At 67.5% G+C, this 14,770-nt stretch carries 11 protein-coding genes and 2 pseudogenes; 9 read left to right on the top strand and 4 right to left on the bottom strand.

Features of this window, described 5'->3' with window-relative positions:
* Positions 1-191: 191 nt before the first annotated feature.
* From ACZ4EG_RS44955 to ACZ4EG_RS44970, 4 genes and pseudogenes are all read left to right on the top strand, one after another.
* Entirely contained in the window at positions 192-848 is a 657-nt protein-coding gene (locus ACZ4EG_RS44955; protein ID WP_467794830.1) for a tyrosine-type recombinase/integrase, read from the top strand.
* Between the two features lie 720 nt (positions 849-1,568).
* Complete coding sequence (locus tag ACZ4EG_RS44960) at positions 1,569-1,997, top strand: hypothetical protein (protein ID WP_467794831.1); 429 nt, start codon at positions 1,569-1,571, stop codon at positions 1,995-1,997.
* Positions 1,994-2,326: a hypothetical protein gene (locus ACZ4EG_RS44965; protein WP_467794832.1), complete on the top strand. Its 333-nt coding sequence runs from the start codon at positions 1,994-1,996 to the stop codon at positions 2,324-2,326. Before ACZ4EG_RS44960 ends, ACZ4EG_RS44965 begins: the two co-directional genes overlap by 4 nt.
* Positions 2,308-3,411, top strand: a pseudogene (locus tag ACZ4EG_RS44970) (recombinase family protein); the annotation flags it as partial. The gene ACZ4EG_RS44965 and the pseudogene ACZ4EG_RS44970, both read left to right, overlap by 19 nt.
* A 429-nt stretch (positions 3,412-3,840) precedes the next feature.
* Here the strand turns inward: ACZ4EG_RS44970 and istB are convergent.
* Both istB and istA read right to left on the bottom strand, forming a co-directional pair.
* Positions 3,841-4,644, bottom strand: a pseudogene (gene istB / locus ACZ4EG_RS44975) (IS21-like element helper ATPase IstB).
* Entirely contained in the window at positions 4,641-6,062 is a 1,422-nt protein-coding gene (istA, locus tag ACZ4EG_RS44980; RefSeq protein ID WP_467794833.1) for an IS21 family transposase, read from the bottom strand. Before istA ends, istB begins: the two are co-directional and overlap by 4 nt.
* 115 nt (positions 6,063-6,177) lie before the next feature.
* Between istA and ACZ4EG_RS44985 the strand changes: the two genes are divergently transcribed.
* Positions 6,178-8,946 carry a hypothetical protein gene (locus ACZ4EG_RS44985; RefSeq protein WP_467794834.1) on the top strand — a complete coding sequence of 923 codons (2,769 nt, stop codon included), beginning with the start codon at positions 6,178-6,180 and terminating at the stop codon, positions 8,944-8,946.
* A gap of 384 nt (positions 8,947-9,330) precedes the next feature.
* Here ACZ4EG_RS44985 and ACZ4EG_RS44990 read toward each other — a convergent pair whose 3' ends face one another.
* A complete protein-coding gene (locus ACZ4EG_RS44990; protein ID WP_467794835.1) occupies positions 9,331-9,771 on the bottom strand; it encodes a WhiB family transcriptional regulator in 441 nt (146 codons plus the stop codon).
* A gap of 27 nt (positions 9,772-9,798) precedes the next feature.
* On the opposite strand from ACZ4EG_RS44990, the gene ACZ4EG_RS44995 reads away from it, so the two are divergent.
* A complete protein-coding gene (locus tag ACZ4EG_RS44995; RefSeq protein WP_467794836.1) occupies positions 9,799-10,038 on the top strand; it encodes a hypothetical protein in 240 nt (79 codons plus the stop codon).
* 326 nt (positions 10,039-10,364) lie between these two features.
* Here the strand turns inward: ACZ4EG_RS44995 and ACZ4EG_RS45000 are convergent, their stop codons facing one another.
* Complete coding sequence (locus tag ACZ4EG_RS45000; RefSeq protein ID WP_453561515.1) at positions 10,365-10,562, bottom strand: hypothetical protein; 198 nt, start codon at positions 10,560-10,562, stop codon at positions 10,365-10,367.
* A gap of 248 nt (positions 10,563-10,810) precedes the next feature.
* On the opposite strand from ACZ4EG_RS45000, the gene ACZ4EG_RS45005 reads away from it, so the two are divergent.
* The 3 genes from ACZ4EG_RS45005 (at position 10,811) to ACZ4EG_RS45015 (ending at position 14,735) form a co-directional block, all read left to right on the top strand.
* Positions 10,811-13,273, top strand: a complete 2,463-nt coding sequence (locus tag ACZ4EG_RS45005) for a coiled-coil domain-containing protein (RefSeq protein WP_467794837.1) — start codon at positions 10,811-10,813, stop codon at positions 13,271-13,273.
* A 138-nt stretch (positions 13,274-13,411) separates the two neighbouring features.
* On the top strand, positions 13,412-13,690 hold the full coding sequence (locus ACZ4EG_RS45010) for a polyprenyl synthetase (RefSeq protein ID WP_467794838.1): 279 nt from the start codon (positions 13,412-13,414) through the stop codon (positions 13,688-13,690).
* Complete coding sequence (locus tag ACZ4EG_RS45015; protein WP_467794839.1) at positions 13,680-14,735, top strand: polyprenyl synthetase family protein; 1,056 nt, start codon at positions 13,680-13,682, stop codon at positions 14,733-14,735. The genes ACZ4EG_RS45010 and ACZ4EG_RS45015 overlap by 11 nt, the downstream gene beginning before the upstream one ends.
* Positions 14,736-14,770 lie beyond the last annotated feature (35 nt).

The raw sequence follows: 14,770 nt of genomic DNA on the forward strand, positions 1-14,770 counted from the left end.
CGCTGGAACAGCTCCCACAACTCGTCCGGCACCAGCCGCTCAACAATCCTCGCCACGACTGGCAGCTTACCCAGCCAAATGAGATGACGTCTTAGCCGGACCGAGACCGGGCTCTGCTGGGGCACGTGGTGACCTCGGTGTCGGCCAACCCGCTGTCGCCACCGGAGCGTTCGCGCCGTCGGCACCCCAAGATGCTGCCCGACGGGGCGAGGCCCCAGCTGCTGGATAAGGCCAACACGGCCCGAGATGCCATGGTGGTGACCTGGCTGTCCGACACGACGCTGCGGATCGGCGGGCTGACAGGGCTACACCTGGTCGACCTGCACCTGCGGGAGAACGCGGCCTGCGGCGAGTGCAGGAGCCCGCACGTCCACGTGTGTCACCGCCCGGCCAACCCGAACCGGGCGGCGGCCAAGAAGAAGCCCGAGTGGCAGTTGCAGGACGGTGTGATCACCGGCGGCGAGATCTACCGAGTGAGCCCGGCCATGATTAGCACCTACTTCACCTACATGACCACCGAGTACACGAAGTACGCCACAGGGCACGGGATGCTGCTGATCCAGCTACAGGGCTCACGGATCGGCGAGCCGTGGACGGCCGACGCGGCCCGCGGCATGCTGCGGCGGGCCGGGAAACGGGCCGATCTACCCGGCCGCATCAAGCCGCACCAGTTCCGGCACAGCACGATGGGGAAGATCCTCGACGCGTCGGGCAACGATCCGCTGGTGGCCAGGGAGGCCGGCAACTGGGCCTCGATGAAGATGGTCGACGAGGTCTATGGCCATCCGGATCAGCATTCGCCGGAGTTCGTTGCCGCCCTGAAGGCGGTCTGGGGTGAGGAGGAGTGACCGCTCCCGCCCGCCAGCTGCTGCCCGTGCTGTCCCCCTCCACGGCCCCGAGCCGCACCATCGGCGACCGTTTGGAGCTGTTGACCGCCCTGCTCAACGCGCCGACGTTCGACGCGGCTTTCCGCACGGACGTGATCGATCTGCCTGGCGACCACCCCGTTTACAGCTGGGAGTGCGGGGTCCCGCAGTGTGAGCGAGCCCTGAACCCGGGCGCCTGTCGGTGTACGAGCTCATGTGCAGAGCGAAGTACAACCTCACATGCAGAGTGACGTACGAAGTTGTGGCCGGGGCGAGGGCGTCAGCCCTCGCCCCGGCCATGTGGGGTGAAGCGGCAGGTTCAGGCGGTCGCTGCGTCGCCGCCGTCGATGGCGAACAGCTTGTTCTTGAGCCGGTAGCTATTGCCGTTGATGTCCACCAACGGAACGCAAAGCTGTACTTGACGGTCACGTTGACATCCGAGGAGCCGGTGGAGGGGCTGTATTCGCGTCCTGACCACCGTCGACGTCTTCGACGGCCCATCGTGGAGAGGGTCCCAGATGTGTAGTGACCGTTGCCGCCGTGTTCAGCGGGTTGGACCGCTTCACGACCTCGATATTCGGTACGGGGAGCCGTCAACAGGGCGTGCGCCGTTGGTAGTTCCGGCGCATTCGAACCATGCGGCGGGAAACGGTCGACATGGGCCCGCGGCCGCTCTACCGTCCGAAACAGGAGGCGGGGCCGATGAGCGAAGCGACGAGATTGAAGGCCCTGGAAACCTCCGGACTGCTGCACCCGAACGCGGAGATCGTGAGGGCGCCGCTGTTCTGCGAGGGCGGGTTCTTCCTGGCCCAGGACAAGGTCCAGGTCAAGTACGAGATGCTCCGAAGCCACGCGATCGAGGGCCGCAGCGCGAGCGCCGCGGCGGCGGACCATGGCTACTCACGGTCGGCGTTCTACCTGGTCAAGACGTCCTTCACGCGGGAGGGCATGACGGGCCTGCTGGACGGCAGGCCCGGACGGCACGGCCCGCTCAAGGTCACCGAGGACATCGTGACCTTCCTCCGGGCGGCACCGGCGGGCGTCTCGGGTGCGGTGCTGGCCGGCGAGGTGGAGCGGATCTTCGGCGTGCTGTTGCACCGACGCACGGTGGAACGGATCCGACGGCCGTGACCGCGTCGTCGGGGCAGGGCTGGTTCCCGCTGCCGGGTGAGAGGTCGCAGGCCGAGTACGAAATGCTGCGAAGCCACATTCTCGAGCACGGCAGGATGCCGTCCTCGCTGGCCGCAGCCCGCTTCGCCCGCTGCGGGCTGGCCGGCCTCGTCTCTTGGCCGGCCGGTGAGGCGGACTTCCGGGCCGAACTGTCCGGAGCGCGCCGACCTGCATGGACACCGCACCACGACCCGCGACTGGACACTCTTGCCGCCGTGTTCGCGGTGCTGCTGGATGCCGCCGACCGCCTTGACCTCGGCCGCGATCCGGCATGGAGGTGGGTGCGGTGAGGGCCGCGCTCTATGCGCGGGTGTCCACCGAGAGCCAGCAGGCCCGCGGCACTATCGGCTCCCAACTGGCCCTGCTGCATGAGCGGGTGGCCGTCGAGGGCGACGAGCTGGTTGCCGAGTTCACCGACGACGGCTGCTCGGGAGCCCGCCTGGACCGGCCGGGCCTGGACGCACTGCGGGACGCAGCCGAGGCCGGGCTGTTCGAGCGGGTGTGGTGCCTGTCGCCGGACCGGCTCGCCCGCGTCTACGCCTACCAGGTCGTCGTCCTGGACGAGCTGGCCCGCCTGCAGGTCAAGGTGTGCTTCACCGACGCCCCGCCGATCACCGACGATCCGCAGGCGATCTTGCTGACGCAGGTCCAGGGCGTGATTGCGGAGTACGAACGAGCGAAGATTGCTGAACGCTACCGGCGTGGCAAACTCTTCCGCTCCCGCGCCGGCGAGGTCATCTCCTGGCGCACCCCCTACGGCTACCGGCGACTTCCCCGCGACGGCGAACGGGCCGCCCACCTGGAGGTCTTCGAGCCCGAAGCTGCAGTGGTCCGCCGGATCTTCGAGGACTACACGGTGCGTGACCTGTCGATGCGCGAGATCATCCGCGGTCTTGCCGCCGACCGCATCCCCACCCCGAAGAAGGGCAACGGAGTCTGGGGCAGCTCCACTATCGCCCGGCTCCTGCACAACGAGGCATACGTCGGCCGGGTCTACTTCAACCGCACCGCCTCGGTCCCCGACCCACGACCAGGACACCGTCCCCGCCAGGTCCCTCGGCCGCGCGAGGACTGGATCCCTATCACGGTGCCCGCGCTGATCAGCGAGGAGATGTTCACCGCGGTCGACCACGTGAGTCGCGACAACAGCAAGTGGAGCCCGCGCCGGGCCGAGCCCGGCCAGTGGATGCTACGCGGCCTGGTCAAATGCGGCTCCTGCCACGTGGGCACCAACTGCCACAAGATGCGCGGCCGCAACGGCGCCTTCCACCGCTATTACTACTGCCGCAACCACGATCCGATCCGCGCCGGCGGCAGCGACCGACGCTGCACCGAACGCAATATCCGGGCCGACGTCCTGGACGCCTTCGTCATCGCCCAGGTCCGCGACGCCCTCCTGCGACCTGATGTCCTCCTCGCCGGTCAGCACGCCACCGCCGAGAAGGCATCCAGCGACGAACTTCTGGCGAAGGAACTGGCTGGCCTCGATCGCAAGATCGCCGCGGCTCACGCCGAGCGGAGCCGCCTGGCGGATCTCTACCAGGCCGATCTGATCGATCTACCTGACCTGCAGCGACGTGCCACGGCAATCGACCACCGGCGCCGCGACCTCACCCAGCGGCGCGACGCACTCGCCGCCCGGCGCCACGAACTTGCCCAGGCAGGCCAACTCCGCGACAGGATCACCGACTTCACCAGGAGGGCCCGCGCCGGCATCGACGCCCTCGACTTCGACCGGCAACAAGCCCTCCTCCGCCTGGTCATCGAAGAGATCGAAGTCACCGGCTGGCACGTCAAGATCCACCTACGGATCCCACTCAACGAACCACCACACCAGCCCACGCCATCCGATCCCCGGCCCCTCCGCCCAGCACCGTCCAGCCAAGACCGTCTGCGTTCCGTTGGTGGCGACGACCTCGCAGTGGTGCAGGAGACGGTCGAGGATGGCGGTGGCGAGGACCTCGTCTCCGAACACCTGTCCCCACTCTCCGAAGGTCTTGTTCGAGGTGAGGATGATCGAGCCCTTCTCGTATCGCTTCGAGATCAGCTGGAAGACGAGGTTGGCCTCGTCCCGGTCGAGGGGGAGATAGCCCACCTCGTCGACCACGAGAACGTCAGGCCGCTGATACTGCCGCATCCTGGCGGGCAGCCGGCCGATCCGGTCGGCCTCTTTGAGCTACCGGACCATGTCGTCGAGGCTGGTGAAGTAGATGGTGAACCCGGCCCGGCAGGCTGCGACGGCCAGGCCCACCGCGATGTGGGTCTTCCCGACCCCAGGCGGTCCCAGCAGGGCGACGTTGGTCCTGGTTTCGACGAAGGCCAAGGTGGCCAGGTCGCGGATCTTGCGGGGGTCGAGTTCCGGCTGGAACGAGAAGTCGTAATCATCCAGCGTCTTGTGGTGCGGCAGCCGGGACAGTCGCAGGCCGGTGTGGAAGCGGCGGTCGTCCCGGACGGCCAGTTCTTCGGACAGGGCCAGGTCGAGGAAGTCGAGGTAGCCCATTTTGCCGGCGTCCGCGCGCTGGATCAGGTGGTCGAGACTGGCCGCCGTGTGGGGCAGGCCGAGCTTGGCGGCGGTGGATCGCAGTCGGGCAGTGACCAGTTCGCTCACGCGGTGTCCTTCGAGTCCGAAACGATACGGGGACGGAGCTTGGGCCCGGTGCCGGCGATGTCGTCGTAGAACGACAACGGCCTTTTCCCGACGGTGACTTGGGCAGCTGGTGACTGTTTGATCAGTTCTTGGAGCGGACTGTCCGACGCTGCCGCCGACGCGGACCGGCGAGCCGGTGCGGGGACGTGTGTGGTGGTGCGGCGGCCGGATCCGTCGGGCAGGCCGTCCCAGTGGGCGTCGTCGACGACCCAGGCGCCGCGGGTGTGCGACCGGGGATGAACGGCCAGCAAGGTCGACCCTGTCAGGTCCGGGGCCAGCAGGTGCAGGGAGATGCTGTCGCCGCCGGCACGGACCTCGACCAGCTGTCGGGGGCGGACGCGACGGGCGGGCACCGAGTAGAGACTGGCCTCGAACGCGACCAGGCAGTCCTTGCCGACGTGCCGCAGGTGTCGGTCGGTGACCAGGTAGGGCCGGGGCGGAAGGGGACGCAGGGCGGCATGGTCGCGTTCGGCCCGCAGGCCGATCACTTCATGGTGCGTGCGATGGGTGCGGGCCCGCCGCAGCGGCACCCAGTCGACGAAGGCGGCATCCATCTCCACCACCGAGTTGAACGACCGGCCCGCCAGCACGTGATCACGGACGATGGTCACCTGCCGCTCGACCCGGCCTTTTCCGGTGGGCCGGTAGGCGGCCAGCACGTCGATGTCGAAGTTGTAGTGCCCGGCGAACGCGACGGCTTCCGGGTGCAGCGGGACCGCCTCGCCCGGGGCGACGTGCCGGCGCACGACGGTCTTGGTCCGGTCGTAGACGATCACCTTGGGGACCCCTCCGAAGTGGGCAAACGCCCGACGGTGACAGTCCCAGAACGTCGCCAGATCCATCGACGTGGTGAAACAGCAAAACGGGTCCCGTGAGTAGGACAGGACCATGTGGAAGGAGTACACCTTCTTGATCCCGACGTGCGCGAGGACGCCGCCCTCGTCGCCCCAGTCGACCTGGGCCTGGGCGCCGGGGATCACCTCGAACCGGCGGTGCAGGCCGTCGAGTTCGTCCGGGCCGATGCCCAGCTCGGCCATCACCTGCGGCCGGGCCTGCTGCAGATAGATCTTCACCCGCTGGTAGTTGCCGGTGAACCCGTACTGGGCGACGAGCCGCTCGTGGATCACCGTGCCCTTCAGCGTGATGTCGGCCCGCAGCCAGGCGTCGATGACCGGTTTGAACGGCTCGATCACCTGCGGGTTGCAGCCCTTGCGGGGCGGCCCTTTCGGCGGCACCACCGGCGGTGGAGCCTCGACATACTTCTTGACAGTCCGCCAGTTCAGCCCAGTCTCCCGGGCGATGGCGGAGATGCTCATCCCTGCCTCATGCAGGGCGCGGAACCGGCGCAGATCCATCCAACGCTCCGAGTGCAGGATCATCGAGACGGGACACCCTTCGCCTCCTCTCACCTCGCCCGATGGCTGTCCCGCACCCGAAGGCCCTACTCACGACACGCGTACGACACGCCCAAGATCAACCCGATCGAGTGTGTACGTGAGCTCGTACCTGCCTCTGCATATCAATATGTACGCGGACCACCAGGGGCTGTTCGACGGCAAGAGCGATTACTGCTGCGCCCACGGAGCCGACTTCAGGACCAACTGGGTCCGTCAGGCGACCGTGGACACCACCCACAACCCTGTCGACATTCACATGGAGTTGTGGGACCAGGACGATCTGAGCGCCGACGACGTCATTCACTGGGTCAGGACCGGGGATTACCTGGATCTGAAGTTCGACCTGGACAACTGCACATTCAGCGGTGGTGGACTGACCACTCGACAGGGGGCGAACATTCCGACCCTGGCGGGTGAGAGCGAGACCAGTGGCGAGGACTCGGCCCGGGGGTACTTCACCATCACCACCCCCTCCTGCATCAGTCGAGCCAACAGCGCGGACAGCGATGGCGACGGCATCATGAATGGCTGGGAGACCCCTGGCCAGGGTCTTGACTACGACCATGACGGCACCGTTGACCTTCCCCTGGGTGACGAGTCGAACGGTGCCCTCCCGTACCGCAAGGACTTGTTCGTCGAAGCGGATTACATGGCTGCGGACAGACCGCAGACGGGAGCCCTTGCCGACGTCGTTCAGGCGTTCGCCAATGCACCGGTGGATCCGTATCCCGACCCGTCCGATCCGTCGAAAACCAAATATCTAGGCATCAACCTTCACGCGGTGGAAGACGAAGCCGTACCGAATGTGCCCGGCATCCTCTTCGAGACGCCCGGCCCAGGCACGCAGGACGACTTCAACGACCTCAAGAACGGAAATCCAGTCGTTCAGGCACCTGGCGCCTGCTCGGGATTCTTCGGCACTGTGGCCGACCGGTCCAGTGCGAACTGTGTGAACATTCTGAACGCCAAGCGTCAGGTCTACCGCTACATGATCTTCGGCGACAGTTACGCCGAGGCGCCTGGCTCTTCGGGCGATTCGGAGTGGACTCCTGTCGGTCCTCAGGGCGGCAACGACTTCATCGTGACGCTTGGCTCCTGGGACTCTACGGCGATCAGCGATGCCGGGGGACACAAGAACGCCGAAGCCGCCACCTTCATGCACGAGCTCGGACACACGCTGAGCCTGGGTCACGGTGGCGACGACATCGTCAACTGCAAGCCGAACTACCTCAGCGTGATGAACTACACGCTCCAGTTCGCGGACAACGACCCCTCAAGGCCCCTGGACTACACCAGCGCGGCCAGAGGTACCGCCCTCGGCACCACACCCGCTACGCAACTTAACGAGGCCCACCTCAACGAGAACAACGGGGTGTACGGGACACCTGCCGCCCGCAACACCGTGTACGGGATCGGCAGCAAGATCACGGTCGCACCCGCCACGAACGGCCCCATCAATTGGAACGGCGCCAACGGCAACACGGAAGGCGATATCCCCGCCGACATCAACTACATCGCCATCGGTGACAAAGGCAAAGGATGCAACTTCACCAGTCCCGGGCAGACCTTGGGCGGTTTCGACGACTGGGCCCACATCCAGTACAACCCCCGCCTCAACTCCACGTTCTTCGCCGACGGTGCCCGGCCGAACCTGCCAGCGGAGCTGACCGAGGACATGGTCCTGGCCATGTCTCAAAAGGCCGATCTGAAGGTCACCAAGTCGGCTGATCGAACCGACGCGGTCGGCGGGGACACCGTGCGTTACACGACCGCCGTGACCGACCTCGGGCCCGGTACCGCCACCGACATTAAGGTCACCGATACACTGCCCGATGGCACCACACAGCAGCGCTCGCTGCCCGATCTGAACAACGGTGACGTCACCACCCTCACGCCGGACTTCACCTATCAGGTGCCATGCGCCACGACGGACGGCACGGTGCTCACCAACCGTGTCGCGGTCACCGGGACGGACACCGATGGCGTGCCCGATCCATATACGGACGACAACACCGCGCAGGCCACAACCACGGTGCACGCCCCGGTGCTGACGGTGGACAAGGCGGCGACGACCACGGTCAATGCCGGGGAGGCCATCACCTACACCATCACCTACGCGAACACCGGCAGTGGCGGCGCATCCGACGTCACCATCACCGACACGCTGCCGGCAGACCTCTACTACAGCCCGTCGCTCGATCTCGGCACCGGCCCGCGGCCGAACTCGGTGACCGTCAATGACGACGGCACCCGGACGCTCGTCTGGAAGGTGGGCGCCCTGTCGGGCCGGTCCGGCAACCAAAAGATCGTCTTCACGGCGCGGCCCACGCTTCTGGCACTGGCGGGCACGGCATACACGGACACTGTGTCCGTCAGCTACAAGAACGACGGCGCAGCGTGCGCCTTCGCCCCGGTCACCGCCTCGGCCAGCACCACCATGACGGTCGTTCCGCCCACGCGTGACCCGCTGTCCCAGGGTTTCTGGAAGAACCACTCGGAACTGTGGACGGCTGAGTTCCTGGCGCGTCTACAGGCCACTGACCAGCGCTACGACGCCAACCAGGACGGAGCCGTGTCGGCTGCCGAGGTCACAGCGGCATTCACTGACAGCAATGAGCCGAAGAGCGTTCTGAGCAAGCAGCTTCTGGGCACGTACTTCAACCTGGCCAGTCGGCGCATCAACGCCGCCACGGCCATCATGTCGAACACGGCCCAATCCCTGGGGCTGAGCACCGTGCGCGACGCGGTGATCTACGCCCAGAACACTTTGCTACTGCCGGTGAATCCCAGCACCTCGTCGCGCTACAGCAGCATCATCGGCGTGCTGAGTGACATCAACAGCAACAAGATCGAGGTGTACAAGTGAGTCGCGGACTGCGGCCAGCGCGGCCGTTACGGCGGCCGCCAGGGTGATCACCGCCGCGAACGCGGCAGCCGCCTGCTTGTGGCCGGCGGGGTAGCTGGCGCCGTTCAGGCAGGCGAGCTTTGCCGGTGGGGTGTCGGCTCGTCCTGGAAGTCATCGAATGCGTCCGACGGCCGTGACGAGTTGAGGGTGGCGTTCTTCAGGGCTTCGTTCGGTCGGCGAGTCGCACGAGGGCCCACGTCAAGAGACTGGGCCGCGGCCAGCCGAGCGGGTCGGGGTTCTTGGGCCCTGCTCGGCGCCTCAGTCACCGCGGAGGATTCCCTTCTCCGGGTCGAGACCTCTCCGCGTCCGCGGGGGAGCGCCTCTTCGAAATCGAGGTGGACAAGATCAAGATGGGACCATCCCCGCGCATGTGGGGGGCAGGCACTGACCATCAGCGGCCCGCCCATGGGCGTTGGCGAGACGGACCACGTCATCCGGATCAGTCCAGACCTGGTCACCGGCTGCCTGCTGGCTGGTTGCCGGTCGGCATGACACGCGGCTGTTCGCCCGGCTGCGGCGGCGCCCCAGCATCGACTCGCGCTCGCCCTCGGTGAGTCCGCCCCACACTCCGTAGGGCTCGCGGACCGCGAGTGCGTGCGCGGCGCATTCCGCGCGCACCGGGCAGCGTATGCACACCTCCTTGGCCGCCGTCTCCCGTGCGCCGCGGCCCGCGCCGCGTTCGCCCTCGGGGTGGAAGAAGAGTGTGTCCTCGACCTCGCGGCAGGCGGCGAGTAGCTGCCAGGTCCACAGGTTGGCCTCGGGACCGGGGAGTCGGGATATGTCCACCGCTGCTCACCGCCTCCCGTCCGGGAAGTGGTGGAGCGTACCGTCGTGCGGATGGTCCCGGTCCCGACCGCGCCCCGCCCGGCGGTACGGCTGAGCGGCGAGCCGTGCACCCTGCCCACGGACGCCGTTGAGTGGGTGGAAGCTCTGGCCGCTCTGCGTACCCGCGCAGGGTCCACGCGGATCTATCCCTTCCGCGAGCAGCTGGCCCGCGCCTGCGACCGTGCGGCGCGCGCCCTGCGCGAAGCCGAACCGGATCAGGATGTCTGACGTCCAGCACGGTGTCGGCCTCCGCGTCTCCCCGTCCGGGACTCGAAGGCCGGGACCCGGATGCTGACGCCGGCCTTCGCGCCGATCGCGCGCTCGGCTGCCTCGCACCCGTGCCGACCTGCCGTGGTTGGGCTCATGGTCGTGTTGTGGAGGGGAGAGGGATCTCATGCTCACCTGCCTACGGGACGATCGTTCGGATGAAGCCCTGCGGAGCGCATCGCCGCGCAAGCGGCTGCCCTTCGTGACCGCATCGGGTTGCTCGGCCCCGGCATCTGTGCCGGGGCTGATGCGTGTGAGGGGCTGGCTGTTGGCGCGGCGCTGTTTGGTTAGGGGAGCAGGTGGAGCCAGTGGCCGGCGGTGGTGAGGAGGCCGCTGAAGCTGGCGATCCAGGCGAGCAGCGGCATTGACACATCCAGCGTCAGGTGCCGTCCGGCGTGGAGGCGCAGCCCGTTGCGGCCGAGGTGGAGTTGCCATGACGGTGTGGTGGCCTGGGTGGCTTCGGTGGTGGGGTTCGGCTCGCTCATGTCCGTCCTTCCTGTCTGTCCCCCGGCTGGGATGGTCCGTGGGGTGCTCGGCTTCCATGGCACTGCGGCGGTGGGTGGGGCTTCCAGGAATTGGGGGTGAACTCGTATGCCCCTGAATCTTCGGAGCGGAAAGTAGTGATCATGGTGTGTGGGGTGAAGAACTCTGATGGGGTGGTTTCTTCAGATTTCTTCATGGCGCATCGCTGGGCTTCGCCGCAGAGTTGCGCGCGGGGGCCGGGGGTGGGGGAGTGCCGCAGGAGAAACTGCAGGCCGTCGGTGTGCCGGATGCCGTCACCGCGTACGAGGAGGTCCTGCGGGCCTTTGCCGAGGAGCTGCGTGAGTTCCGGATCCGGTGCGGTCAGCCGAAGCAGGCCGCCCTGATCGAGAGCGCAAAGTCTCAAGGCCGCAGCCTTCACCCGGCGACACTGTCCGACGTCCTGAACGGCAAGAAAGCGCCAGCGTATGACTTCCTGGCCGACCTGATCCGCCAGCTGGTCAAAACGATGCCGGGCCTCGACTACCCGACCGAGTGGAAGCACTGGGAAGGGCGATGGCAGAAGCTCGCACGGGCAAAGGGCAAGGCCGACCGGCAGCGAAAGGCGATGGCCGGCCAACAACAGGCGCAGAGGCGACGGGAAGCCGACAACGTCCTCACACAAGCGCGGACAGAAGCCGAGCGCATGATCGAGCAGGCCAGCCGGCAAGCGGGAGACATGCTGCGCGCCGCGGCCGCACAAGCCGCTCACGACGAGCGTGTCACTCACGCACACCTGCAGATCACGCTCGCGGACGAAGCCGCCCGACAGCGTCAGCGCGCCCGAGACGAAGCCGATCGCGTCAGGGCCCGTGCCCTCCGTGACGCACGCCGGATCGAGCAGCAGGCACGGGCACACGCCCGTCGGCTCCTGCGCGAGGCCGATGAGAGAGCTGAATGGGCCACCCGCGAGGGGCAGTTGCGTGCCGTCATCGAGGCGGAGGACATACATCAGGCCGCCATCCTGGACCTTCAGCGGCGCCGGGAGCGCTCGCTCGCTGAGGCTGAGGACCGGGAGCGTGCCCTCGAGGATGCGAGGCAAGCACAGCAGGTGCTCGGGGTGAAGCTTGGCGAAGAAGCCCGTCAGCACCGCCGGGATGCGCGTCTGGCCGTCTGCTTGGTTCTGAAGGCACAGGCCGTGCTGCAGCAGGCCCAGGCGCGGGCAGACCTGTTAAGAGCTGAAGCGGTGCAGGAGTCGCAACAGGCCCGCGAGCGGCTCGACGAGGAAATCAAGCGGGCACGCATCGAGGCTGAAGCGACGGCAGCACACACACTCCAGACCGCCGAGCAAGCCCTCGAGCGTGCCGAGCGGGAGGCTGCCATGAACCAGCCTGCGGCTCCTGTGCTCCCCGCCAAGGACGACACCTTGGCACGTGCTCTCCAAGCTCCTCTGAAGGCTGGCGAACAGCCAGCGAAGCAGACCGGGAATCCACCTGGAGTGGGTGAGACCTCGGTGGCACGTGCTCTCCGAAACTCTTTTGGGGCCGACGAGCAGCCGGCGGTGCAGACCGGAAATCTACCTGCGGTGCGGCCTGCCTGCGCCAGCCCGATTGCCCGGGCAGGAGCCGCGCTGTCTCGGGCCGCGACTCAGATGGCTGGATTAGCCGGGCGGGACCTGGCCTCTGATGATGTGACGCAGCCCAGCAGCAACCCCGGCGACACGCTCGCGAGGATCGGGGAGTCTGCACGCGTTGAGGGGCCCAGAGCACGTCTGCTGCCAACTGACGGCCTTCTTGACCAGGTTCTCTTTCGGTGGGAAGGCGCCCGCGGCCGGGCAGGCCGGGTGGGTATGGCTCCGGTTGCTTACTCCTGTAGCGCACGGAATGCCGAACGCGTGCTGCAGAAGCTGGATGGCCTGCTGAGGCCAGTGCTGCACCCCGGCCAACAACCCAGCCTCGTCCGGTGCGTCATTCCCGGCAGCCGCGAGGTTGCGGTCCTCGCCCGGATTCCGGCCGTTGACCCTGCAGGCCGGGCGAGCATGGTCGTGCACGCTCTGCTCGGCAGTGCCGATGTTCTCACCGCGCACGGGTCCATCATGCTGCATCCGGACCTACCGGACTGGACTGGCGTGCCCCAGGACTCGACTGGCAGGTTGCCAAGGCTTTCCTCTCGCGCCATACGCCAGCGGTTCATTGACGAAGAACCTCACTACCGTGCGGCGGTTGTACACATTCAGCGTGTGCTGGAGGCGGCAGCGGCTCAGCTGATCAGGACACCAGACCACCGCCTCTCCTTTGACCAATACCTACTGAGCACCGACCACGCTCGCCTGCTCATCTGGGCACTGTGCACCCTGTTCGGGCCGTGGCTCGGGGACGACACCTTTACCTATGTCAGCCGCGACGGAGACGACAGCCTGCCACTCAAGCTGATCTGCGTCCCTGAGTGGCAGCCGCGGGCGTATGACACTCCACTAAGCCGGGTCGCGCCAGAAAGACCTGCAGACAAGGCGGGATGGATCGCTGAGGACCTCGTGAGGCAATTCATTCTGGACCTGGGAAACCCCGAGAAGGTGCACAGCATCCTGGCCCAGTGCCCGGACCCATGCGCAAGGACGCTCACACAGCGGATCGAAACCCTCGCAGGGGCGCTGCGACGCGTGCGCGCGAAAAGGTTGATGACCGCAAGTTTGTGCCATCGAAGCTTGAGTGGAACGGAAACGCCGGTGCGGGACTGAAGAGGCCGCTATCCGTACGGTCAAGCGATGTGATCACTCGATCGTGACTTCCTCCTCTCCCGTGCCCGGTGTGTTGCGATGCTGGGAACAATGGCGTGTGACCGGCGCCGCCCGGAAGTGCTGTGGGTGGGGAGTGGCATGACGCAGCAAGCGGAACGACGCAGGGGCCTGGACGCGCGGGCGGTCTTGCTGGTGGCTGGGCTGGCCGATCTGGCGGTGAGTACGGTGGGTTCAGCCCTGGGGGCGATGCGGGGGCTGCTGCGTCGCGCGGATGCCGCGGAGCTGGCGGGGGAGGCCGAGCATGATCTGATGGCGCGTGGGCGGCTGGTGCTGGACCGGTACGCGGGTGTACCCCCGGCCCACCTGGAGATCCTTGCCCGGCACGCCCTGGCTCGGCAGGTCGCCGATGACGTCTGACCGGTGGGAGTCGGCCGCGTTCAAGACCCGTATCGACGAGGTACTGCACCCGTTCGTCGCCCACGAGGCCGAGCAGTTCACTGCGATCGACCCGGCCCTGGGCCCGGTGGCCGAGCAGCTGGAGGCCGCGGTCGCGGACGGCAAACGGATGCGGGCGGCGTTCTGTTACTGGGGCTGGCGCGCGGCGGGACAGCCCGACAGCGACGCGCTGGTACGGGCGGCGGCCTCCATGGAGCTGGTGCATGCCGCCGCGGTCGTGCACGACGACCTCATCGACGACAGCCCGTTACGGCACGGACGGCCCACCGCGCACATCGCTCTGCGCGGTGCCGTACGCCGTCGCCCGCGTGCCGTCGCCGCCGCCAGGTCGCTGGCGATGCTGGTGGGGGATCTGCTGATGGGCTTGGCCGGGCAGTTGTTCGCCACCAGCGGTCTGCCCGCCGCGTATGTGGCCCGGGCCCGCCCGTTGTGGTCGCTGCTGGCCCGGGAGCTGATCGCGGGCGAGTGCCTGGAGATCCTGAGTACCGGAGCCGAGCCGGACACCACGGCGTCGCTGAAGGTGATCCGGTACAAGACCGCCAAGTACACCGTCGAGCAGCCCCTGCTGATCGGCGGCGCCCTCGCCGGAGCGGACGGGCGGCTGCGCGAGGGCTACTCCGCCTACGGACTCCCGGTGGGCGAGGCGTTCCAGCTGCGGGACGACCTCCTTGGCCTGTTCGGAAGTCCGGAACGCACCGGCAAGGCCAACGCCGACGACGTACGCGGCCACCGGCCCACGGCCCTGCTGGCAGAGACCTGGCGCACCGCCGGCGACGACGACCGGGAGCAGCTCCGTGCACTCCTGGGCCGACGCGACCCGGACGGGGAAGGCCTGCACGCGGTACGGGAGGTGATGAGTCGGCTGAGGGCACCCGACCGCGTCGAGGACATGATCACCGCTCGGGTCGAGGAAGCCCTCGGCGCCCTGCACGAGCTGGACGTACCAGCGCACGCCGCCGCTGCCCTGACCGCGCTGGCGCACTCGGCGGCCATCCGCCTGTCCTGACCCTCACACAGGGACGGCGCAAGCTCGTGCCGTCC

The organism is Streptomyces sp. NPDC025638 (assembly GCF_055558775.1).

Excerpts from the sequence above, each read along its gene's own strand:
- ACZ4EG_RS44955 (WP_467794830.1), top strand. The coding sequence starts at position 192 with ATGCTGCCCGACGGGGCGAGGCCCCAGCTGCTGGATAAGGCCAACACG.
- ACZ4EG_RS44960 (WP_467794831.1), top strand. The coding sequence starts at position 1,569 with ATGAGCGAAGCGACGAGATTGAAGGCCCTGGAAACCTCCGGACTGCTG.
- istA (WP_467794833.1), bottom strand. The coding sequence starts at position 6,062 with ATGATCCTGCACTCGGAGCGTTGGATGGATCTGCGCCGGTTCCGCGCC.
- ACZ4EG_RS45000 (WP_453561515.1), bottom strand. The coding sequence starts at position 10,562 with ATGAGCGAGCCGAACCCCACCACCGAAGCCACCCAGGCCACCACACCG.
- ACZ4EG_RS45010 (WP_467794838.1), top strand. The coding sequence starts at position 13,412 with ATGACGCAGCAAGCGGAACGACGCAGGGGCCTGGACGCGCGGGCGGTC.
- ACZ4EG_RS45015 (WP_467794839.1), top strand. The coding sequence starts at position 13,680 with ATGACGTCTGACCGGTGGGAGTCGGCCGCGTTCAAGACCCGTATCGAC.